Here is a 26,177-nt window from a genome sequence, read left to right as displayed (position 1 = left end):
GTCACCGGGATGATTGCGATCGAAGGAGGACCTGTCGTCACCGCCGCCGCCATGCGCGCGGCCGAGCAGGCGCATGGCGACCTGACCGGCCTGATGGAGCGGGCCGGGCGCGGCGTCGGCGAGGCGGTCCGCCGTCTCGCCGCTGGCGCCGAGGTGCTGGTGCTGTGCGGGCCTGGCAACAATGGCGGCGACGGCTATGTCGCCGCTACCTATCTCCGGGACATGGGACACCGGGTGCGGGTCGCGTGCACCGACGTGCCCCGGTCCGACCTGGCCAAAGCGGCCGCCGCGCGCTGGACCGGGCCGGTCGAGCCTCTGGCCGATGTCCGGTCCGCCGCGATCCTTGTCGATGCGGTGTTCGGCACCGGCCTGTCGCGCCCACTGGATGCGACGATCGCCGATCCGCTGCGCCGGCTGGTGGAGGCCGCCTCGCTCGCCGTCGCCGTCGATCTGCCCTCGGGCGTCGCGACCGACTCTGGTGCGCTGCTGGTGGAGGATGCGCCTGGATACGCGTTGACCCTGGCATTGGGCGCGCTCAAGCCCGCGCATGTGCTGCAACCGGCGATGCGGACGATGGGCGCGATCCGGCTCGTGCCGCTGGGCCTGTCGGCGCACGACCTGTCCGGTGCCGTCGCGATGATCGCGCCGCCGCGTCTCGCCGCGCCGGACCCGGACTCGCACAAATACAGCCGTGGCATGGTCGCGATCGTCGTCGGACAGATGGCCGGTGCGGCCCGCCTGTCGGCTGAGGCGGCCTTGCGGTCGGGGGCGGGCTATGCCGCGCTCTATGGTGATGCGTCGGAGCTGGGACCGGCCGCGATCGTCCACCGGCCGCTGGCGGACATGGCCAGCCTGGACGATCCACGCATCGGCGCGATCGTGATCGGTCCCGGGCTGGGCCGGGACGAAGCGGCGCGCGCGCGGCTCGCGACCTTGATCGCGGCGGACCGGCACCCGCTCGTCGTCGATGGCGACGCGCTCCATTTGCTCGATCCGGCGACGTTGCCCGATCGTGACTGCCCGGTGATCCTCACGCCCCATGCCGGCGAGTTCAAGGCGGTGTTCGGTGAGGGCTCGGGCAGCGTGATCGACCGGGCGCGCGACGCCGCCCGCGCCACTGGCGCCGTGGTCGTGTTCAAGGGGGCCACCACGGTCATCGCCAACCGCCACCGCGCGATCGTGCATCCCGGCGGCAATAGCTGGTTGTCGACCGCCGGCACCGGCGACGTGCTGACCGGCGCGATCGCGGCGATGCTGGCGGGCGAGCACGGCACGCCCATTGAAGCGGCCGCCGCCGGCGTGTGGTTGCACGCAGAGGCTGGACGACGCTGTGGTACAAGCTTTATCGCGGATGACCTGGCCACGGCCCTGACCCTGACACGAGCATCCCTATGACCCCGATCCTGCGCGTCGCCGCCCTTGGCGATGGCGTGACCGCCGATGGCCGCCACGCGGCGCTGGCCGCCCCCGGCGACTGGCTGAACGACGACGGCAGCGTCACGCCCGGTCCGCACCACCAGACGCCGCCCTGCCGCCATTTCCCGCAATGCGGCGGCTGCCAGCTCCAGCACCTCGACGATGCGAGCTATGCCGCCTTCGTTGCCGACCGGGTGGCGAGCGCGCTGGACGGGCAGGGGCTGAGCGCGCCGGTCCGCGCGCCCCTGGTGTCGCCCCCCGATACGCGGCGCCGGGCGACGCTCCATGCCGACAAGGGGCTGCTGGGCTTCACCGCCGCGCAAAGCCATGCGATCGTCGACCTGCGCGAATGCCATATCCTGGCGCCCGCGCTGCTGGCGCTGGTCGCGCCGCTCCGCTCGCTGCTCCAGCGCATGGGGTTGAAGCGGCGAGCGGACGTGCATTTGACGCTGGCGGACCAGGGCGCGGACATCCTGGTCACCGGCTTTGCGCCGGAGGGATTGAAGGCGGCAGAGACGCTCAACGATTTCTGCGCGAAACACGGCGTCGCCCGCTTCGCGGTCGATGGCGGCGATGGTCCGGAAACGCGCTGGGAGCCGCAGCCGGTGACGATCACGCTGGGCGGCATCCCGGTCGGTTTGCCCCCGGCCAGCTTCCTCCAGGCGACGTGCGAGGGCGAAGCGGCCCTGGTCGCGGCCGTGCGGGAGGCGACGACGGGCGCGAAGACGGTGGCGGACCTGTTCGCGGGGCTCGGCACCTTCGCGCTGGCGCTGCCCGCCAAGGTCTATGCGGCGGAGGGCGCGCGCGATGCGCTGATGGCGTTGAAGCTGGCGGCCAATGCGCGCCAGCGGCCGGTCTTCGCGGAGCATCGCGATCTGTATCGCCGGCCGCTGACCGTGGCCGAGCTGAACCGGTTTGACGCGGTGGTGATCGACCCGCCGCGGTCCGGCGCGCGCGAGCAGGCGGCGGCGCTGGCCCAATGCCTGGTGAAGCGAATCGCCTATGTCTCGTGCAATCCGTCCAGCTTCGCGCGCGATGCGAAGCTGATGGTCGATGCGGGCTGGCGGATCGACTGGGTCCAGCCGGTCGGCCAGTTCCGCTGGTCGACCCATGTCGAGCTTGCCGCCTGCTTCAGTAGATAGCGCCGGTGAAGAACAGCCCGTCCGGCGGAGCATTGAGCCCCAGCCGGGCGCGGTCGCGCGCCGCCAGCGCTTCGCCGACCCGGTCGGGCGTCCAGCGGCCCATGCCGACCATGGCCAGACAGCCGACCATCGAGCGGACCTGGTGATGCAGGAACGAACGGGCGGCAGCCCGGATCGCGATGCGGTCGCCTGTCCGGGTGACGCTGAGCGTGTCGAGCGTGCGCACCGGGCTGTCCGCCTGGCAATGGGCGGAGCGGAAGGTGGTGAAGTCGTGGCGGCCGAGCAGATGCGCCGCGCCCGCGGCCATCGCGCCTTCGTCCAGCATTTGCGGGACCTGCCACGCGAGCCCCGCCTCCCAGGTCAGCGGCGCGCGGCGATTGACGATGCGATATTCGTACGATCGGCCCAGGCAGGAGAAGCGCGCATGCCAGTCGTCAGCCACGACCTCGCAGGCTAGCACCGCGACTGGGTGCGGACGGAGCCGAGCGTTGAGTGCTTCCATCAGGCGAAAGGGGGTGATCGCTTTGCCGATGTCGCAATGCGCGCGCATCGCCAGCCCGTGGACGCCGGCATCGGTGCGCCCGGCGGCATGGACCGCCACCGGCTCGCCGGTGATCGCATGGGCCGCCGTCTCCAGCGCCTGCTGCACCGAGGGGCCGTGCGACTGGCGCTGCCAGCCCATGAAGGGTCGGCCGTCAAACTCGATGGTCAGCGCGAAGCGGGTCACAGCGTGCTGCCCGCCGGGATCGGAAAGCCACGCAGCAGGTCGGCGGCGTTCGTCACGCCGCGTCCGGCGCGTTGGACCAGCACCGGCCGGATCGCATCCGCGCCGCACGCGATGGTCAGCCGATCGTCGGTCACGGTGCCTGCCGCCGCTCCATCGCCAATGATGATCTCGGCGGCCAGCAGCTTGATCCGCTCGCCCTGCCATTCGAACCAGGCGCCGGGGGCCGGGTTCATCGCCCGCACCCGCCGCTCCACCGCGACCGCCGGCTCGGCGAAGTCCAGCCGCGCCTCTGCCTTGTCGATCTTGGCGGCATAGGTGATGCCCTGCTCGGGTTGCGCGATCGGCGGGTGGCCGGGCAGGTCGGCCAGCACCTCGACCATCAGACGCGCGCCGAGCCGGGCCAATTCGGCGGACAGGTCGCCCGCCGTCTTGCCGGCGACGCGCGTGCGGCCCTCCAGCCGGACGGGGCCGGTGTCGAGCCCGACCTCCATCTGCATGATGCCGACGCCGGTCTCGGCATCGCCGGCCAGGATCGCGCGCTGCACCGGGGCAGCCCCCCGCCAGCGCGGCAGCAGCGAGCCATGGACGTTGAGGCAGCCATGGACCGGCGCATCCAGCACCGCGCGCGGCAGGATCAGGCCATAGGCGGCGACCACCGCGACCTCCGCCGCGTGGCCCGCGAAGATCGCCTGTGTTGGCCCGTCGCGCAGCGACACCGGCACATGCACCGCGATACCCAGCCGTTCCGCGGCCTGCTGCACCGGCGAGGCGACGAGCGCGCGGCCGCGTCGCCCGGCCGGTCGGGGAGGCTGGCTGTAGACGGCGACGACGTCGTGGCCGGCGGCGACCAGCGCCTCCAGCGTCGGCACGGCGAAGTCGGGGGTTCCCATGAAGACGATCCGCATGACGCGCCTTCAACGCGCTGGCGGGCGGCGGCGCAACCCCCTATCTGTTCCGCATGGCCTCTCCCGAAATCGAAGCGCTGACCCAGGCGCTGGCGCGCCTTCCCGGTCTGGGACCGCGCTCGGCGCGTCGTGCGGTGCTGCATCTGCTCAAGAAGCGCGAGGCGGCGCTCGGTCCGCTGCGCCATGCACTGGAGCAGGTCGACGAACGGCTGGAGACCTGCGCTACCTGCGGCAATGTCGACACCGCCAATCCGTGCGCGATCTGCGCCGACCCACGCCGCGATGCGCGCTCGCTCTGCGTGGTCGAGGAGGTCGCCGATCTCTGGGCGCTGGAGCGGTCGCGGCTGTTCCCCGGCCGCTTCCACGTGCTGGGCGGACGGCTGTCCGCGTTGGAGGGCGTGCGGCCGGAGGATCTGGCGATCGACTCGCTGGTCCGCCGGATCGAGGCGGGCGGCATCGACGAGGTGGTGTTGGCGATGAACGCCACGCTGGAGGGCCAGACCACCGCCCATTACCTCGCCGACCGGATCGAGCGCTTTCCGGTTCGCGTCACCCAGCTCGCGCACGGTCTGCCGGTCGGGGGTGAGCTGGATTATCTGGACGAGGGCACCCTAGCCCAGGCACTCCGCGCGCGGCGGCCGATCGCCTGACGCGTCAGCCGACGGGGCGGCCTTCGTCGGCAAAGGCCGCGGCCACCGCCGCCGCCGCCATCAGCGCCGGCTCCACCCGCCGTGTGCCGAGCAGGTCGGTCATCAGGAAGCGGGCCGAGTCCGGCTGCGTCTCGATCCGCGCCAGGATCGTTAGCAGCGCCGCCTCCGCCGTGGTCATCCGCGCGCAGCAGCAGGGCGCGATGGCGATCGTGCCGGCCGCGCCGCTGGCCAGCTCGACCATCAGCGTACGCATCAGCGTGAGCGGGCGGCGAAAGGCTTGGCCGAAACTGGAGAAGAACAGGTGGCCGACGCGTGCGTCACCGACGCCATGCGCGCCCATCCGCCGCACCGAGAACAGGATGATGCGGGCATTCGGGCAGGCGGGCAGCGCATGGGGGATCAGGGTGGCGGTTTCGGTGGTCGTCGTCATCGTACGGGCCTCCTCGACAGGGTAGGAAGCCATGTTCGCTAGTTCGTTATTGCAAGTCAATAGCAACTAACTGGGCGTTTCGTCATTCAGGCGAAGCGCCTCGCCGGCGAGGTAGAGCGAGCCGGCGATCAGGACGATGCCGCCTTCTCTGACCGCGGCCATGGCGGCGGGCAGGTCGGGGGCCTTGTCGCTTGCCAGGCCGAAGCGCTCGGCGACCGACACCAGATGGTCCGGCGCGTGATGGTCATGGCCCGGCACCGGCACGCAGACGATCCGGTGACAGCCGGGGGCGAGCAGACGCAGGACGTCGCCGGCATCCTTGTTCGCCAGCATGCCCATGATCAGGGTCACCGGCCGACCCTTGGCGATGGTGCGGAGCGCGCGCGCGACCGGCGCGGCGGCGGAGGGGTTGTGTGCGCCGTCGAGCCACAGCTCGGAACCGGGCGGCAAACGCGCGGCGAGCGGCCCGTCGCCCAAGCGCTGCATTCGGGCAGGCCATTGCGCCCAGTCAGCCGCCGCACGGTAGCTCGCCTCAGGAATGTGGAGCGCGCCCTGGTGGCGCAGCATCGCGATCGCTAGCGCCAGGTTGCGCCCCTGGTGCGGCCCGACCAGCCGCGGCCGACGGGTCACGACCGAGAAGCCCGGATCGCTGTAGCGCATCGTGGTGCGCGCGGTCTCGCTCTGCCAGTCGCGGCGGCGGGCGATGACCGGGGCCCCGGCCGCGCCTGCGACGGCGGCGATCCGCTCGGCGGAGGCGCGAGGATAGTCCATCGTTACCAGCGGCACGCCCGGCTTGGCGATTCCGGCCTTTTCGCCCGCGATGGTCACGGCGTCGCGGCCCAGGAACGCCTGGTGATCGACGCCCAGCGCGGCGATGCCGGTCACGGCGGGGGCGACGATGACATTGGTCGCATCCAGCCGCCCGCCCAGGCCGACTTCCACGATCGTCGCGGCGGCCGGGGTGCGGGCGAAGGCGAGGAACGCCGCCGCGGTCGTCGCCTCGAAGAAGCTGGGGCCGATATCGCCACCGGCGTCCAGCACCTCGGCAAGCAGGCCGGCCAGTGTCTCGTCCGCGATCAGCGTGCCGGCGACCCGGATCCGTTCGTTGAAGCGGACCAGATGGGGGCTGGAGTAGACGTGGACGCTGTGGCCGCTCGCCTCGATCGCGGCGCGTAGAAAAGCGCAGGTCGATCCCTTGCCGTTGGTCCCGGCGACGTGAAAGACAGGCGGCATGGCGTGGTGCGGGTCGCCCAGCCGTGCGAGCAGCCGGCTGATCCGATCCAAGCCCAACAGGTCTGCCCCCGGCGACAGCGAGGTGAGGCGGTCGAGCTGCGCCTGGACGGCGGGGTGGGCGGAGACTGCGTGGTCGGCCATGATGGCGGCGTCCTAGCGTGGTTCGGGGCGGCCGGGAACCGGGCGATCCTGTCTTGGCCTTCGCGGCCGACACGGTTTACAGCGCGCCCGTGATTTCTCCTTCCGGTCCAGTATCATGAACAATCGCCTCCTCGACCTGCTGCTCGCCGGGGCGCACTGGCCCGAGCGCCTGATCGCCTGTCTGGGCGCGGCGGTCGGGATCGGCCTGACCATGGTCGTGTGCGCGGGTGTGCCGATGACGGGAGTCGACCTGCCGATCATCGTCGCGCCGCTGGGCGCATCGGCGGTGCTGGTCTTCGCCGTCCCGGCCAGCCCGCTCGCCCAGCCCTGGCCAGTGGTGGGCGGCAATATCCTGTCGACGCTGGCCGGAGTGACGGCGTTCAAGCTGATCGGGCAGCCGACTATCGCCGCGGCGGTGGCGGTGGGCGGTGCGATCTTCGTCATGTCGCTGCTCCGCTGTCTGCATCCGCCGGGCGGGGCAGCGGCGCTGACCGCGGTGATCGGCAGCCAGGGCATTCACGCGGCCGGCTATGACTTCGCCTTCGTGCCGGTGGGGATCAACTCGATCGCGCTGGTCACATTGGGGATGATGTTCCACCGCGCGACCGCACGCTCCTATCCGCACCAGCCCGCGCCCGCGCCGGTACCCGGCTTCCACGCCACCGATATCGACGCGGCGCTGGAGGAGATGCACGAAACCTTCGACATCACGCGCGAGGATTTGGAGACGCTGCTGAACCGCGCGGAAGCTCATGCCGCCGCGCGGGTACGCGGACGCAAGGCCTAGGCCGCCGTCGCCCGGTTGCCGCAGAGATAGCCGATCACCTGGGCCAGCCGCTCGCGCAGGTCCTTGCGGTGCACGACCATGTCGAGCATTCCGTGGTCGAGCAGATACTCGGCACGCTGGAACCCCTCGGGCAGCTTCTCGCGGATCGTGCTCTCGATCACGCGCTGTCCGGCGAAGCCGATCAGCGCGCCGGGCTCGGCGATCTGCACGTCGCCCAGCATCGCATAGGAGGCGGTGACGCCGCCGGTGGTCGGGTCGGTCAGAACGACGATATAGGGAAGGCCGGCATCGTGCAGCATCTGGATCGCGACCGTGCTGCGCGGCATCTGCATCAGGCTGAGGATGCCCTCCTGCATTCGCGCGCCGCCGGCGGCGGTGAAGATCAGATACGGGCTGCGATCGGCGATCGCCGCCTCGACGCCGCGCACGAACGCCTCGCCGACCGCCAGGCCCATCGATCCGCCCATGAAGGCGAAGTCCTGCACGCCCATCACGACGCGCCGGCCGAGGATCGTGCCGCGCGCGTTGATCAGCGCGTCCGGTTCGGCGGTGGCGGCGCGGGCGGCGCGGATGCGGTCGCCATAGCGCTTCGAATCGCGGAATTTGAGCGGGTCCTCCGGCACTCGGGGCGCGGGCAGTTCGTCGCAGCTGCCGGGATCGAGGATTTGCGCGAAGCGGACCTTGGGGCCGATCCGCTCATGATGCTCGCAACGCGGGCAGACATAGAGGTTCTCGGCCAGCTCCTTGGTGAAGATCATCTGCCCGCATCCCTTGCACTTGTGCCAGAGATGGTCGGGTGTCTCCTTCTTGGCGACGAAGGGAAGGGCGTTGCGGACGCTGTTCAGCCAGCTCATGCGGGTACCTTGCGGGCCGACGCGACGGCATCGGCGAGAGTGCGGACATAGGCGGTGACGGCGGCGGGCGCATCGGCTCCGTCGCGCGCGACCAGTTCGACGATCGCCGAGCCGACGACGACGCCATCGGCGACGCGGGCGATGGCCGCGGCCTGTTCGGGGGTGCGGACGCCGAAGCCGACCGCGATGGGCAGGTCGCAATGCTGCTTGAGCCGCGCGACCGCCGCCTCGATCGAGGATTGCGCCGCCTGTTGCAGGCCGGTGATGCCCGCGACCGAGACATAATAGACGAAGCCGGATGCGCCGCCCAGCACCTGGGGCAGGCGGGCTTCGTCGGTGGTCGGGGTGGCGAGACGGACGAGGTCGACCCCGGCTGCGCGCAGCTGCGGCCCGAGAGCATCGTCCTCCTCAGGCGGAATGTCGACGCAGATCACGCCATCGACGCCAGCCTGGTGGGCGGCGGCGGCGAACCAGTCGGCACCGCGTCGCAGCATCGGATTGGCATAGCCCATCAGCACCAGCGCCACCTGCGGATGGCGCGCGCGGAAGTCGGCGGCGAGGGCGAGGATATCGGCGGTGGTGGTGCCGGCGGCCAGGCTGCGGATATTCGCCGCCTGGATGGCGGGGCCGTCGGCCATGGGATCGGTGAAGGGCATGCCCAGCTCGATCACATCCGCGCCGCCCGCGACCAATGCGTCGAGGATGGCGGGCGTCGCCGCCGGGGTCGGGTCGCCCGCGGTGACGAAGGCGACCAGCGCCGGCCGGTCGGCGGCGAAGGCGATGGCGAGGCGGCTCATATCGCCACCCCCAGCGCGTCGGCGACGGTGAAGATGTCCTTGTCGCCGCGCCCGCACAGATTGGCCAGGATCACCTGATCGCGGCGCATCGTCCGCGCGCGCCGCGCGACGGCGGCGATGGCGTGGCTTGGCTCCAGTGCGGGGATGATGCCCTCGGTCCGACAGAGCAGCTGGAAGGCGTCGAGCGCCTCGGTGTCGGTGGCGCTGTCATATTCGACGCGGCCGATGTCGCGAAGCCAGGCATGTTCCGGGCCGATGCCGGGATAGTCGAGACCGGCCGAGATCGAATGGCCCTCGGTGATCTGCCCGTCCGCATCCTGCAGCAGATAGGTCTTGTTGCCGTGGAGCACGCCGGGGAAGCCGCCGGCCAGGCTGGCGGCATGGTCCTTGTCCAGGCCGTGGCCCGCCGCCTCGACGCCGAGCATCGCGACCTCGGGATCGTCGAGAAACGGATGAAACAGGCCGATCGCGTTCGATCCGCCGCCGATCGCCGCGACCAGCAGGTCCGGAAGACGGCCGGTGCGCGCCAGCATCTGGGCGCGCGCCTCGCGCCCGATCACGCTCTGGAAATCGCGGACCAGCTCCGGATAGGGCGCGGGACCGGCCGAGGTGCCGATGATGTAGAAGGTGTCGTGGACGTTGGCGACCCAGTCGCGCAGCCCCTCGTTCATCGCATCCTTCAGCGTCTGCGCGCCCGAGGTGACGGCGCGCACCTCCGCGCCGAGCAGCTTCATGCGGAAGACATTGGGCTGCTGCCGCTCGACATCCTTGGCGCCCATATAGACGACGCAGGGCAGGCCGAAGCGCGCGCAGACGGTCGCGGTGGCGACGCCGTGCTGGCCGGCGCCGGTCTCGGCGATGATCCGCGTCTTTCCCATGCGGATCGCCAACAGGATCTGGCCGATCGTGTTGTTGATCTTGTGCGCGCCGGTATGGTTCAGCTCGTCGCGCTTGAACCAGACCTCGGCCCCCATTCCCTCGGGCGCGCCGACGCGCAGCGCCTCGGTCAGCCGTTCGGCGAAGTAGAGCGGGCTCGGCCGGCCGACATAATGTTCGAGCAGGTCGTCGAACTGGGCCTGGAACGCCGGGTCGGCCTTGGCGGCGCGATATTCGCGTTCGAGATCGAGGATCAGCGGCATCAGCGTCTCGGCGACATAGCGGCCGCCGAAAGCCCCGAAATGCCCGCGATCGTCGGGCTGCGTCGTATAGGAGTTGGGCGCGTTCATGCCTGCGTCGCCTGAAGGAAGGCGGCGATCTTGTCCATATCCTTGACGCCCGGCGCGCGCTCGACACCGGAAGAAACATCCACCAGCGGCGCGCCGGTCCGCGCTATCGCCTCGGCGACGTTGACCGGGTCGAGGCCACCGGACAGCGCCCAGGGTAGGGGATGGCGGAAGCCGTCGAGCAGGTTCCAGTCGAAGCGCAGGCCCATGCCGCCGGGCAGCGCCGCGCCGGGCGGCGTCTTGGCGTCGTAGAGGATGCGGGTCGCCGCGCCGATGAAATGCCGGGCCTCATCCAGGTCGGCGCGGGTGCGGACCGCGACGGCGGACCAGCATTCCAGCCCGGTGCGGCCGGCGATGGCGGCGACGCGGGCGGGCGCGGTCTTGTGGAGTTGGAGCGTATGCAGCCGGCCCGCCGCGATCGCCCGGTCGAGCATCGCGTCGTCCGGGTCGACGAAGACGCCGACCCGGGTCACCGAGTCGGGCAGCGGCGCGGCGAGCCCGGCGGCGCGATCGAAGTCCAGATGGCGCGGGCTGGGCGGGAAGAAGACGAGGCCGATATGGCTGGAGCCGCCCCGGATGGCGGCGCCGATCGTCTCGGGCGTGGTCAGCCCGCAAATCTTGGCGGTGGTGGGCATCGCCGCCCTATAGCCGCCCGGACAGATGGCGAAAGGGTCAGAGCGTCGCCGCGATCGCCCGCGCCGCCTGGTCCGGGTCCTCGGCCTCGGTGATCGGGCGGCCGATCACCAGGATCGACGCGCCCGCGTCCAGCGCCGCGCGCGGGGTGACCACCCGCTTCTGATCGCCCACCGCCGCGTCGGCCGGTCGCACCCCGGGCACCACGAAGAAGCCGTGCGGCCATAGCGCCTTGGCGGCGGCCACCTCCGCGCCCGAGCAGACGATGCCGTCGATGCCCGCTTCCTGCGCCAATCCGGCCAGCCGCACCACATGGTCATGGGCGCTGCCCTGCACCCCGGTCGCCGCAAGGTCGCCGGAGTCGAGGCTGGTCAGCATCGTCACCGCCACCACCTTCGTGCCGATCGGCGCGGCGGCCTTCGCGTCCTCCAGCATCGCGCGGCCGCCGCTGGCATGGACGGTCAGGATCGCGGGGTGGAGGGGATGAAGCGCCTGCACCGCCTTGGCGACCGTGTTGGGGATGTCGTGCAGCTTGAGGTCGAGGAAGATCGGCAGATCGAGCGCGGCCATCTCGCGCACGCCGGCCTGACCGTGCGCGCAGAAGAATTCCAGTCCCAGCTTGATCCCGCCGACATGATGGCGGACGCGGGTCGCCAGCGCCTTGGCGCGGGCCAGATCGGGCGTGTCGATCGCGACATAGACGCGGTTGGTCACAGCGCGCCTCCCGCAGCCGGCGCGGCTGGCGTGACGACCGGTTCGACGATCGTCGCGGGCGCCGCGGCGGGTTCGAGCGCGGCATGGATGGCGCGCGCCTCCGCCAATTGCCGCTCGCAGGTGGTCAGCCGCTGGCGCAGCCGCCAGCGCCGCGCCGCCTGCCAGCCGAGCGTCGGCAGCAGGCCGAGCAGGAAGGTAACGAGCAGCAGGAAGGGCAGGTTGATGTCGGCGACCAGGTTGCCGGGCAGATGCACCGGGATCGACGTCCAGTTCGCGATCGTGAACAGCGCGGCCAGAAAGGCCAACAGGCACCAGAACAGGATCTTCAGGAACTGCAATGCGCGTCTCCACGGATGGGGAGGGCGAGGCTAGCCGGAAACGGCTGATTTGACCAGAGCAGGCGACCCGGCGCGCGCCGCTCAGCCGACCTCGTTGCGGATTTGCGCGATCAGCGCGGCGGCAGTGACGAGGCGCGGCGCCTCTTCGTCGAGGATGGCATGAAAGGCGGCGCGCTTGATTGCCGATACTCGTCCGGCCCGCAGTCGCGCGCCCGCCGGCAACGTCGAGACGATGATGTCGATCATCCGCTCCGCGCCGTGCAGCCGTCCCCAGAGATAGTCGTTCTCGCGGTAGGCGCGGCTGAAGAAGGCCCCGAAGCTGTTGAACTGGATGCCTTTCAATGTCGCCTCCGCGCCCCCGGGGCGGATCGTGGCGGCGTCGTCCGGGGCGATGCGATCGACCTTGATCGCGTCGAATTCGTCCATCCCCTCGCCGCCGAGCAACGGCAGCGTCGCCGTGTCGTAGAAGGGGAAGCCGAGATAGGCGAGCAAAAGCGGTCGGCGCAGCGTCCGCGGCAGCGCACCGAGCGCCGTGCTCAGTCGCGCGTCGGCCTGGCCGTCCAGCTCGTTCAGGTCATAGGCGGTGGCGATCGAGTCGAGCAGCGGCGCGGCGTCGCCAGCCATGCTGCGCGCGAGCGGACGCAGCGGCAGCAGCGGCTCCAGTCGCTGGCGCTGCAGATAGCCGGCGAGCGATTCGAAGATCGCGTCGTGCATCGGGCCGAGCGCCGCATCCTCGTGCACCGCTTCCATATCGGCCAACCGGCGCGCCAGCAGGCGCAGGCGGCGGATGCGGAAGCCGATGTCATAGGCGCGCAGCAGCGGGATGCCGCTTCGGCCCGGCTGCGCGGTCAACGCCGTCTCGATCAGCGACCTGGCGGCGCCGCGCCGGCGCGGGCTCGGGTCGCCGATCAGCCCGGCTACTGTCGCCGCCAGCCGCTCGACAACACCGTCACGCTTCACCGCCTCATAGGGTGCGAAGGCATAGCCGGCCTGGTTGACCGCCGCCTGTTGCGCGCGGTGCCGCCAGGCCGCCAGCCGCTTGGGCGTGGGCCGGTCGAGGAATAGGGTATGGCCGAACAGTGCCTCGACCTGTTCCTCGACCGCCGGGCGCATCGTCGCCACCACCCCGGCCATGCGCTCGACCCGGCGGCTATGTTCGGCGATCGCCTCCAGATTGTCGCGAATGGGCTGGTGGCGCGGTAGCTCGCTGACCGCGCCGATGATGGTCTGGAAGAAGCCGGGCTGCGCGCCGCCGCGGCCCAGCCGGAACTTGGGGCCGGGGGAGGGGTCGATATAGACGAAGCGCCGATCGATCTGCCGGCGGGCAGGGCGCTCGCGCAGCGCGTCGATCGCCGGCCCGAACGGTGCGTTGGCCAGCACCGAGCCGTCGATCAGCACCGCCGTATCGAGCGCGTTCGCTGCCGCCTGTCGCGGCAGGATGCGGCGCAGGAACGCCCGCCGGCCGGGCCAGGCAAGCTGCCGCTCCTTCAAAACGCCGTCCAGCTCGCCGATCATGAAGGGCGGGAAGGCGCCCGGGAAGCTGGAGGTGGACCGGGCGGCGAAGGCCAGTTCCGGCAGCGCGGCGAGGGTAGGCAGCGATCGGCCATGGTCCGAAAAGCCGACCACCAGGCGATGTTCGGTCTCAACCACCTCGGGCGGCGAATGGAGTGGCAGGCGTTCCGGGTGACCGGTGAAGTCGGTCACGGTGACGAACAGGTCGAGCGGTTGTCCGTCGGGCAGGAGGCGGGGTCCCCGCTCGGATGCCGCCATCGCATCCAGCGCGTCGAGCAGCAGGCGGGTGAAGGTCGCGCCGCCAAAGGGCGGCTCGAACCAGCGCGAACGGACGAAGTGGGACAGCTTGGCGCGGACCTCGTCGCGCGTCGCGGCCTCGGCGAGCTCGTCGACGGCGGCGGCGCTGCGCCCGGCCGCCATCCAGGCGAGCGGCAGGGCCCAAAGTTTGGAAAAGCGGGAGGCGGGTGCGGCCTGGGGGTCGATCAGCGCCTCGACATCGGCGGAGCTCAGCCACAGGTCGGTCAGCGGGTCGAGCGACTGGCCAGTGGCGATCGCCTGGCCCAGGAAGACGCCGTTGATGCCGCCGGCCGATGCGCCCGCAACGATATCGGCCAGGACCCGCAGGCGTAGGCCGCTCTCCGCCTCGATCTCGGTCAGCAGCGCGTAGTACACGCCGTCCGCGCCGGGCGACGGCGGCGCGCCGTCGTGCAGGGCGCGGCTGGCCCGGGCGACGTGCCAGATCTCCTTGGTGATGCCGTGCATGTAGACGGCCAGGCTGATCCCGCCATAGCAGATCAGGGCCAGGCGAAGCTCCTTCTCCCGCACGCTCTAGCGCCGCGGGGCCGTCATGCGGCCCGCCTGTGATCCCTTCTCCATGATTCTTCTATAGCCGGATTTCAGGCCGGGGCGAGCGTCGCCCAGATCGGCAGGTGATCGGACGCCACGCGGGCGGCCGGGCTGCTATGGACACCGCAGTCGAGCGTGCGGAGCTGGCGCGAGACCATGATCCGGTCGAGCCGCCCGATCGGTCGGCGCGCATGGAAGCTGGGTCCGGTGGCGGCCATCGCGAAGTCGCGGCCGAAATCGCGCAGGCAGCCCGCCGCGGCGGTCCATTCATTCAGGTCGCCCATCATCACCGTCGGCAATGGCTCGGACGCGGCGGCGAGGTGGGAGAGGATCGCCGCCGCCTGTCGGCGCCGCCACAGGCCTGACAGGTCGAGGTGCATGCCGACGACGCGCATGGCCTGACCATCGATCGCGACGTCAGCGACCACCGCGCCGCGTGGCTCGAGCGCGGGCAGGTGGATCGCGCCGCACGCGCGAACCTCGGCGCGCTTGCGGACCAGCAGGGCGTTGCCGTGCCAGCCCATCGAGGCTGCGCGGCGCGCCACGGCCACCGGCTTCCAATCGCTATGCTCCTCGATCAGGTGCGTCGACAGCACCGCCGCCCGCGCCCCGAAGCGTCGGTCCGCCTCCTGGAGGGCGATGATGTCGGCATCGATCTCGCAGAGCACCTCCAGGATGCGTTCGGGATTGCGCCGCCGATCGGTGCCGATGGCCTTGCGCATATTATAGCTGGCGACCTTAATCATTTCGGTGGTGGAACGCGTGGAAGCGGGGACCGGTTGCCTTCCCAAGCGTTGAGCCTGCCGAAGGAGTTACACATGGTCGACCCCCACGCCATCACGCCGCCCGCCACCGACGACAGCCAGGAGATGCGCGACAATCCCACCGGCACCAAGGGTCATTATTCCGGTCAGGAATATGACAGCCATGCGCGCAAGAACCCACCCCAGGTCGCCGTCGGTGCCGGCGAGGGCGGCGTCGCGCGTCACCCGATCGATGCGACGCACGCTCCCGGCGAAGCGATACCGGAGGAAGCCGGCCGCCGCGCGCATGTCGATCAGCGCACCGGCGAGGTCCATGGCAGTGGCATGGGCGCCGGCGGCGGATCGGAAGGCGAGAATTACGACAACGACTGAGGGACGTCGATCGATCCGATCATCGCCTCCACCCGTCAAACCGCGCGCAACGACCTTCGGCTTCGAGAGAGCCGGCGAGTGGAGCGGTTGCGGGGGCCCTATCGCCGAGCACGCCGGAACGGACGGCGGTCGCCGATCCGCTCGTCACCTCGGCCCGGTGGGCCGAGGGTTGCTCCGGGCTGTGGGCTAGGGCAGCTTCGTCCCCGGCGTTGCGGAAGGCGGGATGGTCCGAACGCCGGAACCGTCGGCAGGCACCCATGCCGAGTCCGGCCGCGACACGGTGCCGGGCGTGATCCTGCCAGCCGAGCAGGCTCCGGAACCCGACCTCTAGCCGCGCGACAAGGTGCCGGGGGCGACCCGAAACTGGACCTCCCGATGTCGCCGGCGGCCTGGAAGATGAAGGAGGCACTGTGTCTTTAGCAGTCGCCGCATCGGCGATGCTGCGACCCAGGCGCTGCCGGTCGATCGGTCATGCCGCCCGCTCGTGGTCGAGGGGGCGCGGACCGGATGATCACGCGCAGGTAAAATCTCAACACGCGCGGCGTTGCGCTGGGGATGGGCGCGTCGATCGACATGGTCGCAAGCCGCTCTGGTATGGTGCTTATCGCCTTCGCCGCATCGGGGCAGGCGGCCGGCTCATCGATCAGGCCGAATGGGCAAGGGGACGGGTGATGGGCGCGGACTGCCGGTCCGGCCATCTCGGCTGCGGGCGCAAGCACAGGTTCCCCCTGTGCGGATGTCCGATCAAGCCGGGTGTCACCAGTATCAGCGGACCGGTCGTCGCGTCCGGCGGGGAGGGCATGACGGTCCTGACGATCCTCGTCTTTGGAGGCCACTGACGGCTCGGCGGCGGAATGATCGAGCAGGCGCGCGACCCTCGCAGGGACGGATGAGCAAATTTCGCGGCAGATCGGTTTCCTGGCCGCACAAGATCACTCGAATGGCAAAGTTACAGCATTTGTCGGCTGCCGATGTGACAACTCGAAATTTCCGCAGCTCTGACGATCCAGCCAATGCTACAAGGAAATGGATCGACTTGTCCCCGAAATGGAGACAAGCGTGATTGTCGAGAATCACCACAGAAAGTAACCAAAATCCCCGGCAACGCCGACTCGGCGGGGACGATCATCCGAATACGAGAGCGGATGCAGGATCAGGGGGTGACGATGCTGGTGGATGCATCCGTAACACAGGATCACGCGACAGATGCGCCGCGTCCATCATTGATGCCTTCAGGGGCGATGCTGGACGATCTCTTTTCGGTCGAGCGGTTCGTCGGCGATGCTGGCATCGCATTGTCACGCATCGGTCGCTTTCTTGGCGACACGTCGGTGCGGGGACTGGCGCTCACCGATCCGGCCTTGGTCATGGCCGCCGCAGGCAAGCTGACCCGTGGGGGGCGCCCCGACGATGCGGCGATGCATGCCGATCGCCTGGCCGCGATCCTCGACCTGTATGCGCGAACCGGCATTCCCGTATACTCGCCCGGCTATATGGGGCGGCAATTCTCCGGTCCGTTGCCGGTCACCGCCGCGGTTGACCTGGCCAGCGCGATCCTGACGCAGCCCGCCTCCTTCTACGAAGCGGGGCCCCTGCCCAGCGTCGCCGAGCGGATCATGGGCGAGGAGCTCAATCGCTTCCTCGGCATGCCGGCCGACCGGTTCACGATGGTCACTACCTCCGGCGGCTCCCTAGCCAATCTGACGGCGCTGCTCGCCGCTCGGGGCCGACGCTATCCGGAGGTTTGGACCACCGGTCTCGCCGGCCTCGACCGCCGCCCGGCGATCGCGGTGGGCGAGGACTCGCATTACAGCATCACGCGCGCGGCCGGCCTGTTGGGTATGGGCGAGGCGCAGGTCGTCCGCCTGCCGCTCGATGCCGCGCGGCGGATCGATCCGGTTCGCGCCGCCGCCGAACTGGACGCCGCCGCCGCGCGCGGGCTCGACCTGTTCGCGCTGGTCGCCACCGCCGGCACCACCCCGGTCGGCGCGATCGATCCGATGGAGGCGCTCGCCGACCTCGCCGCCGAGCGGGGCCTGTGGCTCCATGTCGACGCGGCGCATGGCGGCGGCATGATCGTGTCGGACCGGCTGCGCGCCCGTTTGGCCGGGATCGAACGGGCCGACTCGATCGCCTGGGACGCGCACAAGACGATGTTCGTGCCCGCCGCCTGCACGATGCTGTTCTATCGCGACCGCGACCATGCCCACGCCGCGTTCCGGCAGGAGGCGAGCTATGTCTTCGAGAAGACCCCGGATCGCTACACGGCCTTCGACGCGGCCGAGAAGAATTTCGAGTGCACCAAACGGCCGATGATCATGTCGCTCTGGGTGCCATGGGCCTTGTATGGGCCGGCCCCCTTTGTCGAGAAGATCGAAGGGCTGTGCGACATGGCGGTTCAGGCGCATGACCTGTTGCGGGCGCAACGCGACTTCGTGCCGCTCCACCGGCCGGACAGTAACATCCTGTGCTTCCGCTACGTGCCGGAGCCGCCGATGGACGAGGCGGCATCTGGTGCGCTGCAGACGGAAATTCGCAACCGCGTGCGGTCGCGCGGCCGGTTCTTCATCTCCAAGGTCGACCTGGACGGGCAGGCGGCGCTGCGCGTGGTCTTCATGAACCATGTCGTCACCGCCCAGCATGTCGGCCTGCTGCTCGACGAGATCCGCACCGTCGCCGCCATGGTCCTGGAGGAGCGGGCATGACGATCGCCATCCTCGATCGGCCGGCCGGGCGGCCGGCGTCCGCGTCGATCGGTCCCGAAGACGCTGCCGCCGTGATCGGCGCCGCGGAACGCGCGCCCGGCGACGTCGCTTCCGTCGTTCGGTTGCCGTCCTTCCTGTCGAAGCTGCGCGCGGTCGAGGCGATGGCGGGCCGTCCCTTCGCCGCGCTGGACGCCGAGGTGCAGGATGCGCTGGTGCTTCGCCGGCTGGAGCAGATGGTCGCCACGCTCCGGCTCAACCCTGCCTGGGCGGCGCGGCTGGCGGGGGCGGGGGTCACGGGCCGGCTGGAGAGTTTCGCGCAATGGCAGGCGATCCCCATCGCCGACAAGCCGGAGATGCGCGACCTGTACATGGGCGCGCGCCGCGGCTTGGTCGTGCCGCTGTCGCTGGGTGGGTTCCAGACCGTCGCCAGCGGCGGGACGAGTAGCGGCGAGCCGCTGGAGACGATCTATTCCCTCCGCGAATTGCAGGATAGCTATGAACTCGCAGGCGAATTCATGGGCCGGCATCAGCTTGGCCGGTTCCTGGGCGGCGGCCCGGCGGGCTGGGTCGCGACCAGCCTGGCCGACTATCAGATGTGGAGCAGCGGAACGATGGTCGGCGGCGTGCTGTCGCGCATTCCGGGCATCAACTATGTCGGCGCCGGTCCGATCGGCAAGCCGGTCTATGAGCATTTCCTGCGCTATGAAGGGCCCAAGGCGTTCATGGGGATCACCGCCGGCATCGCCCGATTGTGCGAGATGGGGGCGGATCTGGACGAGGCGACGCGACGGTCGCTGAAGGTCGCGCTTTATGGCAGCGGCGTGCTGCCGCCAAGCCAGCATGATGCGTTGCGCGCCGTCTATCCTGAAATCGCCATCCTCAGCTATTTCGCGGCGACGCAGGCGGAAACGATCGGCCTGCAGCTCAATACGGACAATCCGTGGCACGCGACGGTGCCGGGCCTGCACCTGGTCGAGATCGTCGACCAGCAGGGGCGCTGGGTCGATGTCGACGAAGAGGGCGAGCTGGTGGTGACGCGGCTTCATGCCCATGAAGCGCCGCTGCCGCGCCTGCGCATCGGCGACCGGCTGATCCGCCGTGCGCCGCTGGCGAGCGACGCGCTCACCACCATGCGGTTCGAGTTCGCTGGGCGGAGCGGCGACATCATCCATCTGGGCGACAGCCAAGTGTCCGCCGTCCGCGCGCTTGCCCGGCTGACCGACGCGCTGCGCGCTTTCGGGCTCGACCTGGATCGCAGCGCAGAGGCCGTGCAGTTCGTCAACGAGCGGCCGGCGCGGCGGCTGACGCTGATGGTGGAGACGAGATCGGCCACGGCGATGATCGCCCCCGAGATCGTCCAACATCTCTTCGCCGAGGCGATGATCGGCGCATTGTCGCTGTTCAACCAGGGCGAAGCGCATCTCGGCTTCGTCGCCGCCACCGGATACCGCTTCGCGCTGCGGCTCGTCGCGCCCGGATCGCCCGAGGTCCAGCGAACCGCCGTCGGCAAGACGCCGCTGCTGCGCGACCGTTTCTAGGCAAGGAGCGTCATGTCCCTTCTCATTCCCCCACCAATCCATGTCCTGATCGTCCTGGATTCCATCGCAGCCCTGTCGCTCGGTGGCCTGGAGGACATGGTCTTCCTGACCGACGATGTCTGGTGCAGCCAGGACAAGGCCACGCGGCGGCTGGCCACCGCGTGCGTCCCCGGCCAGACCATCATCTGGCGGATCGGCGCGATCGACGTGCAGACGCCGGCATTGATCGCCGGCATCGCCTTCCTGCCCGACGATGGTGGTTCGGACTGCGCCGGCCCGTTCGATCCGCGCTCCGACCGCCTGACGATGCCGGAATGGCGCTGCTGGTCGATGGTGGTGCCATGCGGCACGCCGCCGGGCCGCCACCCCTATCGGCTGGCGGTGGAGATCGGGGTCGGGGTGCAGTCGACATTTGCGATCGACGGTCCCGCGCTTGACGTGATCGGCTGAGGGAGCAGCAAGAATGGGACAGCAACTCAACATCATCGTGCTCATCGACATCGCTGCGGCGATCGAGGCCAACGCGCTGCGCGATCATATCTGGCTGGTCGACAATGGCGGCTGGAACGGGTCGCGCCATGAGGGGACCCCGGACCTGGTCACGGCGCTGGACGTCACCGACATCGGCGCAGGGCCGCCAGTGCTCAACTGGCTGCCGGTGGGGATCGGCGCCGTTCCGGTCGCCGTGCCGCAAACCTTCTTCCTGGCCGACAGCGCCCCCGGCGCGCCGGGACTGCGGTCCATGCCCGGTGCGCATGGGCCGCACTTCCCGCTGCGCATGCGCAACATTCTGGGCGACGACATCGACATCGCGCGGCCGGAGACCGGCCTTTTCCATGCCGGGCCGCCCGAACCCGGCATGATCTGTTCCGGCAAGGGGTTCCGTGATCCCGGTACGGCGCGCTTCCATCGCAGCGGACGCAGCCGGGTGGCGGAGCCGGGCGACCACGAGCTGGTCTATCACCCCAATCCGGTGATCACGCGGGTGTGCGGCGAGGCGATGGCGCTGGGCGTCTTCTATCCCGCGCAATATGGCTCGCCCGAACTCTTCTCCGACGGGCTGTACTGGAGTGCGTCGGTCGATCCGTGCAGACGCGGCCTGTATAGCTACACGCTTTGGATCACGCTGTCCTATGCGCGGCGCGACCGACACGGCACCGTCACCGATCATTCGCTCACCCTGTCGCACGACGCCTATCTGTCGCTGTCGACCGGCGCGATGCGCAGCGGCTTCACCGATATGGGCGGCGCCGTCGCCGTCGGCCCGGGAGTGGCATGATGACACGAGCAGCGACACGCAGCGGCACCGGCCCGCTGGCCCAAGCCGTCAGCACAGGGAGCGATCCGGCCGACCCGTCGGAGCCGATCGTCTCCGATCGCCCGGTCCGCACCGTGGTGACGGGGCTGGCGCTGGTCGATGTGGTCGGCGCGCTGGCGTCGGGCACGCTGGCGAACAGCGCCTATCTCTTCGACAACGCGCAGACCGACGGGGCGATCGGCCATGGCACCGCCAGCCTCTCCACGCCGCTGTCGGCCGGTGATCTGATGGTGTGGGTATCGATGGGGTTGGAATGCGAGGCGTTCGTGCGGCTCAGCGGCATCCGAATCGACGCAGCCTTTGCAGAGTTCGTCGCGATCGATTGCGGCGCCTATACCGGGACCGCCGTCGTCTATTGGACGCTGAGGGTCTTGAAGACGCTGGTCGAACCGATCCCCTATCAGCTCGAATTCCGGCTGGGCAGCCGGTCCGAGCCGATGATCATGCCGGTGCCGTCCTATCTGCTGCCGCCGCGCGCCACGCCTGCCGGAGAGGGGCAATGACCGATCCTGCCAACCCGTCCCTGATCGCCTCGCCGAGCCAACCCCGCGCGCTGGTCCGCAACTCTATCCAGCTCAACATCGTCATCATCGTCGACGTGGCGCGGGCGATTGCCGCCGGCACCCTGGATGACGCGGTCATGCTGGTCGACAATAGCGTCGACCGGGACGAAAAGCCGAGCCCCGGGCGCGGCACCACCGGGCTCGCGACCCAGGCCCAGCCTGGCATGGTGCTCAACTGGATCATCTATCCGGTCGGTCCGTTCGGCGATCCCGTGCCGGCGGCGATCGACGCGATCAGCTTCGCCCAGAAGGTCTGTTTCAAGCTGCAATCCTATGGCGCGGTCGATATTCCGCGCTCGCCGGATTATGTGCCCGGCGTGACCCCGGTTTATGACTATTGGGCGGGCATGGTGCTGCCGAAGCTGGCGGCGGGCAGCTACCCCTATGACGTCACGCTCCGGCTGGGCGAGGAGCGGATGACGCTGACCGGGGCGACCCTCGACATTTGGTACATTCCGCCCGACGACAGCGAAATGCTGCTGCGCGACGACGCCGCCGAAGCGAGGCCGATCCGCCGCGTCGGATAGCGCGGTCGACCCACGCCCTTACGATCGCACGCGGCCATCATCCGAATCGATGCGATCGATCATCCGCAAGACCTGACTGATATCGACGGTGAAGTCGGTGTCGCCGTGCCGTTCCCCGACCACAAAGGCATATCGAAGGTCGATCGCGTCGCACAGGTCCTTGATGATCAACTCGAAGCGATGCGGTGGCTGAATGGTCAGGACGGTGGCGCCCGTTCGCGCCCACATCGCGCCGTTCAGGATCTGGCTCCCCTCGACGCCGACGACCAGCGCCGCGTCCACGCAGGTCGACAGGATCTGCGGGACGCTGCACGTGCCCGGATCGAGGATGACGAACCCCCGCGCCTCCAAGGCCGCCGCCAGCGCGGCCTCGTTGGTGAGCATGCGACGCTTGCCGCTGCTGCCCCGCAACAGCATGACCCGCGCGCCGCCGGCATCCGGGAACCGACGCCGCGCGCGTCCGCGCAATTCGGCGTATCGCGCCTTCTTGCCGGCATTTTGTCCGAAGTCGTCGATGACGATCAGTCGCTTTACCCGGGCTTCGTCGACGGTCGGGATCGCGAGGTCGAGCTCGTCGGCATAGACGCGCTGCGATGGCGTCGGTCGCGTCAGCACCGACAGGGGCGGAGCCAGCGCCTCGACGGCGAGCTGGCGGGGCAGGTCGTCCATCAGCCAATGACCGAAATAGCGACAGCCGATCCAGGATGAGGCCATGGACGCTTGGTCGACATGCAGCGCCTGCGCGCCCGCGACCATCGGCGCCGGTTCGGTGCCGACGTGCAGGTAGATTTGCCAGGTGAAGACCTGGGTGCCCGAGATCACCGCGTCGCGAAGCTCATAAGCGACCGTGGGCGCGTGTTCGACCATCCCGCCGAGCACGCGACGCCGCTCGGAGGGGATGTCGCGAATGGACGATCCCAAGCCGGTGATGCGATCCAGATCGTCGGGATGATGCAAGGCGGGTGGGCTGACTGTGCGCGTCGCCGGGGCCAGTTCCCAGCGACGCGTTGCGCCATGGACATGATCGTTCGGCAGTCCCAGGCGCGGCCGCAACCGGCTGACCAGCGGCTTGAGGCGGGGTATCGGCGCCGCGCGACTTTGGCTCATCTGGGCCTCCTGGATGGGTGACGGGGGAATGGCGAATGGGGAGGGGCGGGTGGGCGGTGGCGCGTCATTGCCCGCCTCGACCCCGGCGTTGCGAACCGCGACCACCGTGCCGCGATATGACAATCGTCGCAACTGGCGTAATCACAAAGACTTACGCTAAATTAACCAAAATCGTCTAGGCCCCGGTGATGCAGCGGCCATGGTCTGCCCCGTCCAGTGGCGGCGGGGCCTGGGTGGATTCGGAAGCGGCGTTGGTTGGGGTTTCTGATCTTCGTCAATGCATGTCATGCAGCCTTGGCCTTATCGTCACGGAGACAATGATAGCGTTGCAACCGCGAGACAGGAGGCAGAGGTGATCCATTCGAACCCGGCACGCCTGGAGTCCGCCTCGAGCCTTCTTCGTGAGGCGCTCGCGATCCTGGACGAACAGGGTCTGAATGTCGCGGCCGCGCACCTGGACGAGGTGATCCACCTCGTCGACGAAGCCTCAAGGCGAGATCGGCAGCTCGAACGGAGCTGACAATATCGCCTCCATCTTCGCCATGCCGAGATGGGTCAGCTGCACGTTCCGCTTCGCGAGCGCACCGAGCTCGATGAGGCCGCGAACCTCCAAGACCTGTATCCAGCGCGCGACAATGCCGGCGGCCATGCCGGTCTCGGTCGTGATGTCGGCGAGGTCGACGACGCGGCCCTCCGCCTCGGCCAAGTAGATGCAGTTCAGCATCGACCAGACCGGATCGGTGGCGAGGTCCGCCCCCAGCGCCACTTTGCGGACCGCATGCAACCGGCGAACGCGCAGCGCCATCTCCCAGAGGCGCGCGGGCGGGAGGGCGCGGCCATGGTCGTTCCAGAAGACCGTGCTGACGAGCCGGTCGGGTTCGCTGAAGCGGGTGACATAGAGATTGGCGACGACGATGGTGCCGTCTGGCCGGATGTAGCGCTTCTGCAGCCGGAACGGCGGCGCCCGGTCGACCAGCGAAGCGAGCATCGTGGCGCTGCGGCCGAGATCGTCCGGATGGGTAATATCCCGGTAGGAGGCGCCGACCACCTCTTCCTCGCTCATGCCGACAAGGTCGAGGAACCCCTGGTCGACGGTGAGGATGATGCCGTCGACCGTGGAAACGCAATGGGCAGTCGGCATGGTCACCCCCATTTCGCCACCCCCATCGTCGGGGCCGGTGTCCATGGATAGGCCGATTGCAGGATTGCCGACAAGCGTCCCGGACCTGCCGGTCGCCGGCCGGCCGATACGGCGTCCGTGGCGAAGGCCGTCCCGTCGAACGACGGGCGCGGCGTGGCGACCGAGCCGGTCGGGAGACTTGGTGGGCGTGCAGGTCATGGCGACGCGCACTCCCGGCGGAACGGCGCGCGAACGGTGTTCCTCCGGGCGGGGACCGCGCGGATCGGGGGCTCGGTCAGGCGACCACGCGGATCATGGCCTCGCTCGGATCGACCGGGTCCATGATGAAGGCGCCGGCATCGCGGTTGGCGACCAGCCAGGCGACGTGATCCGGGGAGATGCGCTGACCCGGCACCAGGCGCGGGACGCCGGGCGGGGCCGGCGCGATCAGCTCGGCGGCGATCCGACCCCCGGCATCTTCGTAACGCACCATCTCGACCGCCGCCGCGATCGCTTCCGGTCCGGGCATCGCCATCTCCACCGTCAGCGTCCCGACGCCGGGGACCGGACCCATATGGGGCAGGATCGACGGATCGGCGGCAAGCTGCGCTACAAGATCGACCAATGCCCGTTCGAGCGCCTGGATGTCACCGCGGGTGGTCCCGAGCGATATGACGCCGAGCAGGTGGCGGGCATCGGATAGGCCGATGCTGATGCGATGCTCTGCGAAGAGCCAGTCGTCGATGGCGTAACCCGATATGCCAAGCGCCGACACGTCGATCAGGATCTTCGTGACGTCCAGCGCGCCGCCGTCGGGAACGTCGTCATGGCCGAAGACGCGCAATGGGGCGATTGCGCCGATCCGCTCTCGCGCGTGCATGGCCAAGCCGATCACATCGTTCCACATCTGCTCGCCACTCAGGCTATGGTCGCGGCGGGTGGCGTCCAGCGACGCCAGGATCGGGACCGAGGGGCTGGTCGTCTCAAACAGTTCATACGCCATCCAGAGACGTTGCCGGTCCAGTCGTTCGCCCTTCGCCACGATCACCGACCCCTGCGCCAGGGCGCCCATCGTCTTGTGCGCGCTGTACACGGCGGCGTCGGCGCCTTTGGTGAGCGGATCGTCGGGCAAGGCTTCGCAAAAGGCGAAGGCGCCGCCCCAGGCCGCGTCGACGATCAGTGGGATACCGTGCTCGTGGCATATCGCAGCCAGCGCAGCGACATCGCTGGTGACGCCGAAATAGGTCGGGCTCACCAGGATGAACGCCTTGGCGGCGGGGCATCGCGCCAAGGCGGAACGAAGCGCATCGGGGTGGACGCCATGTTCGATATCCCATTCCGGATCGATCTGCACCGGTACGATCTCGACCTCCAGTCCGGTCGCCAAGGCGTAGGTCCGCTCGGCCTTGTGGGCGTTGGCGGCGATGAGGATGGCCTGCCCCGGCCCGGCGACCGAAGCCATCACCATATGGAGGCTCTGCGTTGATCCGCCGGTGACGAAGCGGCAGAAGTCGGCGTTCCAAGCCTCCGCCGCGATTTCATGGGAACGCTGGAGCGCCAGCGCACCCTCGGTCCGGTCGTCCAGTCCCTTCGGTGTCAGCACGTCGCCACGAAAGGTGCGCTTGCCAAGCAAGGTTCGCAAGCCCGAGGGAATGACGGCACCCTGGTTGTGACCCGGTGCGCCAAAGCCGACCGGTGGGTTCCGCTCGATCGCTGCAAGCGCCTCGACCAGGGGCGCGCTCTTCTGATCCATATTCGTCCTTCGCCAGTGCGACCGGCTGAACGCCTCAATTCCGGGAACTTAGGCACAGCGAA

27 protein-coding genes are annotated in these 26,177 nt (G+C 69.5%); 12 read left to right on the top strand and 15 right to left on the bottom strand.

What is annotated here, in order from left to right:
- The first annotated feature begins 9 nt into the window (after nucleotides 1-9).
- Together GGQ96_RS12550 and GGQ96_RS12545 are read left to right on the top strand one after the other, a co-directional pair.
- On the top strand, nucleotides 10-1,395 hold the full coding sequence (locus tag GGQ96_RS12550) for an NAD(P)H-hydrate dehydratase (RefSeq protein ID WP_184115263.1): 1,386 nt from the start codon (nucleotides 10-12) through the stop codon (nucleotides 1,393-1,395).
- Nucleotides 1,392-2,558: a class I SAM-dependent RNA methyltransferase gene (locus tag GGQ96_RS12545; protein ID WP_184115261.1), complete on the top strand. Its 1,167-nt coding sequence runs from the start codon at nucleotides 1,392-1,394 to the stop codon at nucleotides 2,556-2,558. Before GGQ96_RS12550 ends, GGQ96_RS12545 begins: the two co-directional genes overlap by 4 nt.
- Here the strand turns inward: GGQ96_RS12545 and truA are convergent.
- A complete protein-coding gene (gene truA, locus GGQ96_RS12540) occupies nucleotides 2,548-3,285 on the bottom strand; it encodes a tRNA pseudouridine(38-40) synthase TruA (RefSeq protein WP_184115259.1) in 738 nt (245 codons plus the stop codon). The genes GGQ96_RS12545 and truA overlap by 11 nt on opposite strands.
- Nucleotides 3,282-4,190, bottom strand: a complete 909-nt coding sequence (gene fmt / locus GGQ96_RS12535; protein WP_184115257.1) for a methionyl-tRNA formyltransferase — start codon at nucleotides 4,188-4,190, stop codon at nucleotides 3,282-3,284. Before fmt ends, truA begins: the two co-directional genes overlap by 4 nt.
- Before the next feature lie 53 nt (nucleotides 4,191-4,243).
- Between fmt and recR the strand changes: the two genes are divergently transcribed.
- Nucleotides 4,244-4,840 (top strand): recombination mediator RecR, encoded by a 597-nt coding sequence (recR, locus tag GGQ96_RS12530; protein ID WP_184115255.1) that lies wholly within the window; start codon nucleotides 4,244-4,246, stop codon nucleotides 4,838-4,840.
- Nucleotides 4,841-4,844: 4 nt separating this feature from the next.
- On the opposite strand, the gene GGQ96_RS12525 is transcribed toward recR, so the two are convergent.
- Nucleotides 4,845-5,270: a DUF6628 family protein gene (locus tag GGQ96_RS12525; RefSeq protein WP_184115253.1), complete on the bottom strand. Its 426-nt coding sequence runs from the start codon at nucleotides 5,268-5,270 to the stop codon at nucleotides 4,845-4,847.
- A 66-nt stretch (nucleotides 5,271-5,336) separates the two neighbouring features.
- Nucleotides 5,337-6,644 (bottom strand): bifunctional folylpolyglutamate synthase/dihydrofolate synthase, encoded by a 1,308-nt coding sequence (locus tag GGQ96_RS12520; RefSeq protein WP_184115251.1) that lies wholly within the window; start codon nucleotides 6,642-6,644, stop codon nucleotides 5,337-5,339.
- 115 nt (nucleotides 6,645-6,759) lie between these two features.
- On the opposite strand from GGQ96_RS12520, the gene GGQ96_RS12515 reads away from it, so the two are divergent.
- Nucleotides 6,760-7,431: an HPP family protein gene (locus GGQ96_RS12515; RefSeq protein ID WP_184115249.1), complete on the top strand. Its 672-nt coding sequence runs from the start codon at nucleotides 6,760-6,762 to the stop codon at nucleotides 7,429-7,431.
- On the opposite strand, the gene accD is transcribed toward GGQ96_RS12515, so the two are convergent.
- The 8 genes from accD to GGQ96_RS12475 form a co-directional block, all read right to left on the bottom strand.
- Entirely contained in the window at nucleotides 7,428-8,285 is an 858-nt protein-coding gene (accD, locus tag GGQ96_RS12510) for an acetyl-CoA carboxylase, carboxyltransferase subunit beta (RefSeq protein WP_184115247.1), read from the bottom strand. The two genes, GGQ96_RS12515 and accD, sit on opposite strands and share 4 nt — an antisense overlap.
- Nucleotides 8,282-9,082 (bottom strand): tryptophan synthase subunit alpha, encoded by an 801-nt coding sequence (trpA, locus tag GGQ96_RS12505; RefSeq protein ID WP_184115245.1) that lies wholly within the window; start codon nucleotides 9,080-9,082, stop codon nucleotides 8,282-8,284. The genes accD and trpA overlap by 4 nt, the downstream gene beginning before the upstream one ends.
- On the bottom strand, nucleotides 9,079-10,308 hold the full coding sequence (gene trpB, locus GGQ96_RS12500) for a tryptophan synthase subunit beta (RefSeq protein ID WP_184115243.1): 1,230 nt from the start codon (nucleotides 10,306-10,308) through the stop codon (nucleotides 9,079-9,081). The genes trpA and trpB overlap by 4 nt, the downstream gene beginning before the upstream one ends.
- On the bottom strand, nucleotides 10,305-10,940 hold the full coding sequence (locus tag GGQ96_RS12495; protein WP_184115241.1) for a phosphoribosylanthranilate isomerase: 636 nt from the start codon (nucleotides 10,938-10,940) through the stop codon (nucleotides 10,305-10,307). The genes trpB and GGQ96_RS12495 overlap by 4 nt, the downstream gene beginning before the upstream one ends.
- Nucleotides 10,941-10,977: 37 nt before the next feature.
- Complete coding sequence (gene pyrF, locus GGQ96_RS12490) at nucleotides 10,978-11,652, bottom strand: orotidine-5'-phosphate decarboxylase (RefSeq protein WP_184115239.1); 675 nt, start codon at nucleotides 11,650-11,652, stop codon at nucleotides 10,978-10,980.
- Entirely contained in the window at nucleotides 11,649-11,990 is a 342-nt protein-coding gene (locus tag GGQ96_RS12485; RefSeq protein WP_184115237.1) for a hypothetical protein, read from the bottom strand. Before GGQ96_RS12485 ends, pyrF begins: the two co-directional genes overlap by 4 nt.
- Nucleotides 11,991-12,071: 81 nt before the next feature.
- Complete coding sequence (locus GGQ96_RS12480) at nucleotides 12,072-14,327, bottom strand: patatin-like protein (RefSeq protein ID WP_184115235.1); 2,256 nt, start codon at nucleotides 14,325-14,327, stop codon at nucleotides 12,072-12,074.
- A gap of 71 nt (nucleotides 14,328-14,398) precedes the next feature.
- On the bottom strand, nucleotides 14,399-15,094 hold the full coding sequence (locus tag GGQ96_RS12475) for an endonuclease/exonuclease/phosphatase family protein (protein WP_184115233.1): 696 nt from the start codon (nucleotides 15,092-15,094) through the stop codon (nucleotides 14,399-14,401).
- A gap of 72 nt (nucleotides 15,095-15,166) precedes the next feature.
- Between GGQ96_RS12475 and GGQ96_RS12470 the strand changes: the two genes are divergently transcribed.
- The 7 genes from GGQ96_RS12470 to GGQ96_RS12440 all read left to right on the top strand — a co-directional run bounded on the left by GGQ96_RS12470 (nucleotide 15,167) and on the right by GGQ96_RS12440 (nucleotide 22,135).
- A complete protein-coding gene (locus tag GGQ96_RS12470) occupies nucleotides 15,167-15,484 on the top strand; it encodes a hypothetical protein (protein ID WP_184115224.1) in 318 nt (105 codons plus the stop codon).
- A gap of 1,241 nt (nucleotides 15,485-16,725) precedes the next feature.
- Nucleotides 16,726-18,189 carry a pyridoxal phosphate-dependent decarboxylase family protein gene (locus GGQ96_RS12465; protein ID WP_184115222.1) on the top strand — a complete coding sequence of 488 codons (1,464 nt, stop codon included), beginning with the start codon at nucleotides 16,726-16,728 and terminating at the stop codon, nucleotides 18,187-18,189.
- Nucleotides 18,186-19,727, top strand: a complete 1,542-nt coding sequence (locus GGQ96_RS12460; protein WP_184115220.1) for a phenylacetate--CoA ligase family protein — start codon at nucleotides 18,186-18,188, stop codon at nucleotides 19,725-19,727. The genes GGQ96_RS12465 and GGQ96_RS12460 overlap by 4 nt, the downstream gene beginning before the upstream one ends.
- 12 nt (nucleotides 19,728-19,739) lie before the next feature.
- The gene (locus GGQ96_RS12455; RefSeq protein ID WP_184115218.1) at nucleotides 19,740-20,177 is read left to right on the top strand and encodes a hypothetical protein; all 438 of its coding nucleotides are present in this window, start codon (nucleotides 19,740-19,742) and stop codon (nucleotides 20,175-20,177) included.
- Nucleotides 20,178-20,190: 13 nt separating this feature from the next.
- A complete protein-coding gene (locus tag GGQ96_RS12450; RefSeq protein ID WP_184115216.1) occupies nucleotides 20,191-21,006 on the top strand; it encodes a hypothetical protein in 816 nt (271 codons plus the stop codon).
- Nucleotides 21,006-21,548: a hypothetical protein gene (locus tag GGQ96_RS12445; RefSeq protein ID WP_184115214.1), complete on the top strand. Its 543-nt coding sequence runs from the start codon at nucleotides 21,006-21,008 to the stop codon at nucleotides 21,546-21,548. Before GGQ96_RS12450 ends, GGQ96_RS12445 begins: the two co-directional genes overlap by 1 nt.
- Complete coding sequence (locus tag GGQ96_RS12440) at nucleotides 21,545-22,135, top strand: hypothetical protein (RefSeq protein WP_184115212.1); 591 nt, start codon at nucleotides 21,545-21,547, stop codon at nucleotides 22,133-22,135. Before GGQ96_RS12445 ends, GGQ96_RS12440 begins: the two co-directional genes overlap by 4 nt.
- An 18-nt stretch (nucleotides 22,136-22,153) precedes the next feature.
- Here GGQ96_RS12440 and GGQ96_RS12435 read toward each other — a convergent pair whose 3' ends face one another.
- A complete protein-coding gene (locus GGQ96_RS12435) occupies nucleotides 22,154-23,242 on the bottom strand; it encodes a glycosyltransferase 61 family protein (protein ID WP_184115209.1) in 1,089 nt (362 codons plus the stop codon).
- A 352-nt stretch (nucleotides 23,243-23,594) separates the two neighbouring features.
- Here GGQ96_RS12435 and GGQ96_RS12430 point away from each other — a divergent pair, with 352 nt between their 5' ends.
- Complete coding sequence (locus GGQ96_RS12430) at nucleotides 23,595-23,762, top strand: hypothetical protein (protein ID WP_184115208.1); 168 nt, start codon at nucleotides 23,595-23,597, stop codon at nucleotides 23,760-23,762.
- Here the strand turns inward: GGQ96_RS12430 and GGQ96_RS12425 are convergent.
- Entirely contained in the window at nucleotides 23,730-24,383 is a 654-nt protein-coding gene (locus GGQ96_RS12425; RefSeq protein ID WP_184115206.1) for a PAS domain-containing protein, read from the bottom strand. The genes GGQ96_RS12430 and GGQ96_RS12425 overlap by 33 nt on opposite strands.
- 274 nt (nucleotides 24,384-24,657) lie before the next feature.
- Nucleotides 24,658-26,115: an aminotransferase class I/II-fold pyridoxal phosphate-dependent enzyme gene (locus tag GGQ96_RS12420; RefSeq protein WP_184115204.1), complete on the bottom strand. Its 1,458-nt coding sequence runs from the start codon at nucleotides 26,113-26,115 to the stop codon at nucleotides 24,658-24,660.
- Nucleotides 26,116-26,177: the final 62 nt, after the last annotated feature.

Origin of the sequence: Sphingomonas abaci, assembly GCF_014199625.1 — a bacterium.
Classification (GTDB): domain Bacteria; phylum Pseudomonadota; class Alphaproteobacteria; order Sphingomonadales; family Sphingomonadaceae; genus Sphingomonas; species Sphingomonas abaci.
Note: the sequence above shows the minus strand (reverse complement) of the source record. Positions and strands in the feature narration are given on the sequence as shown.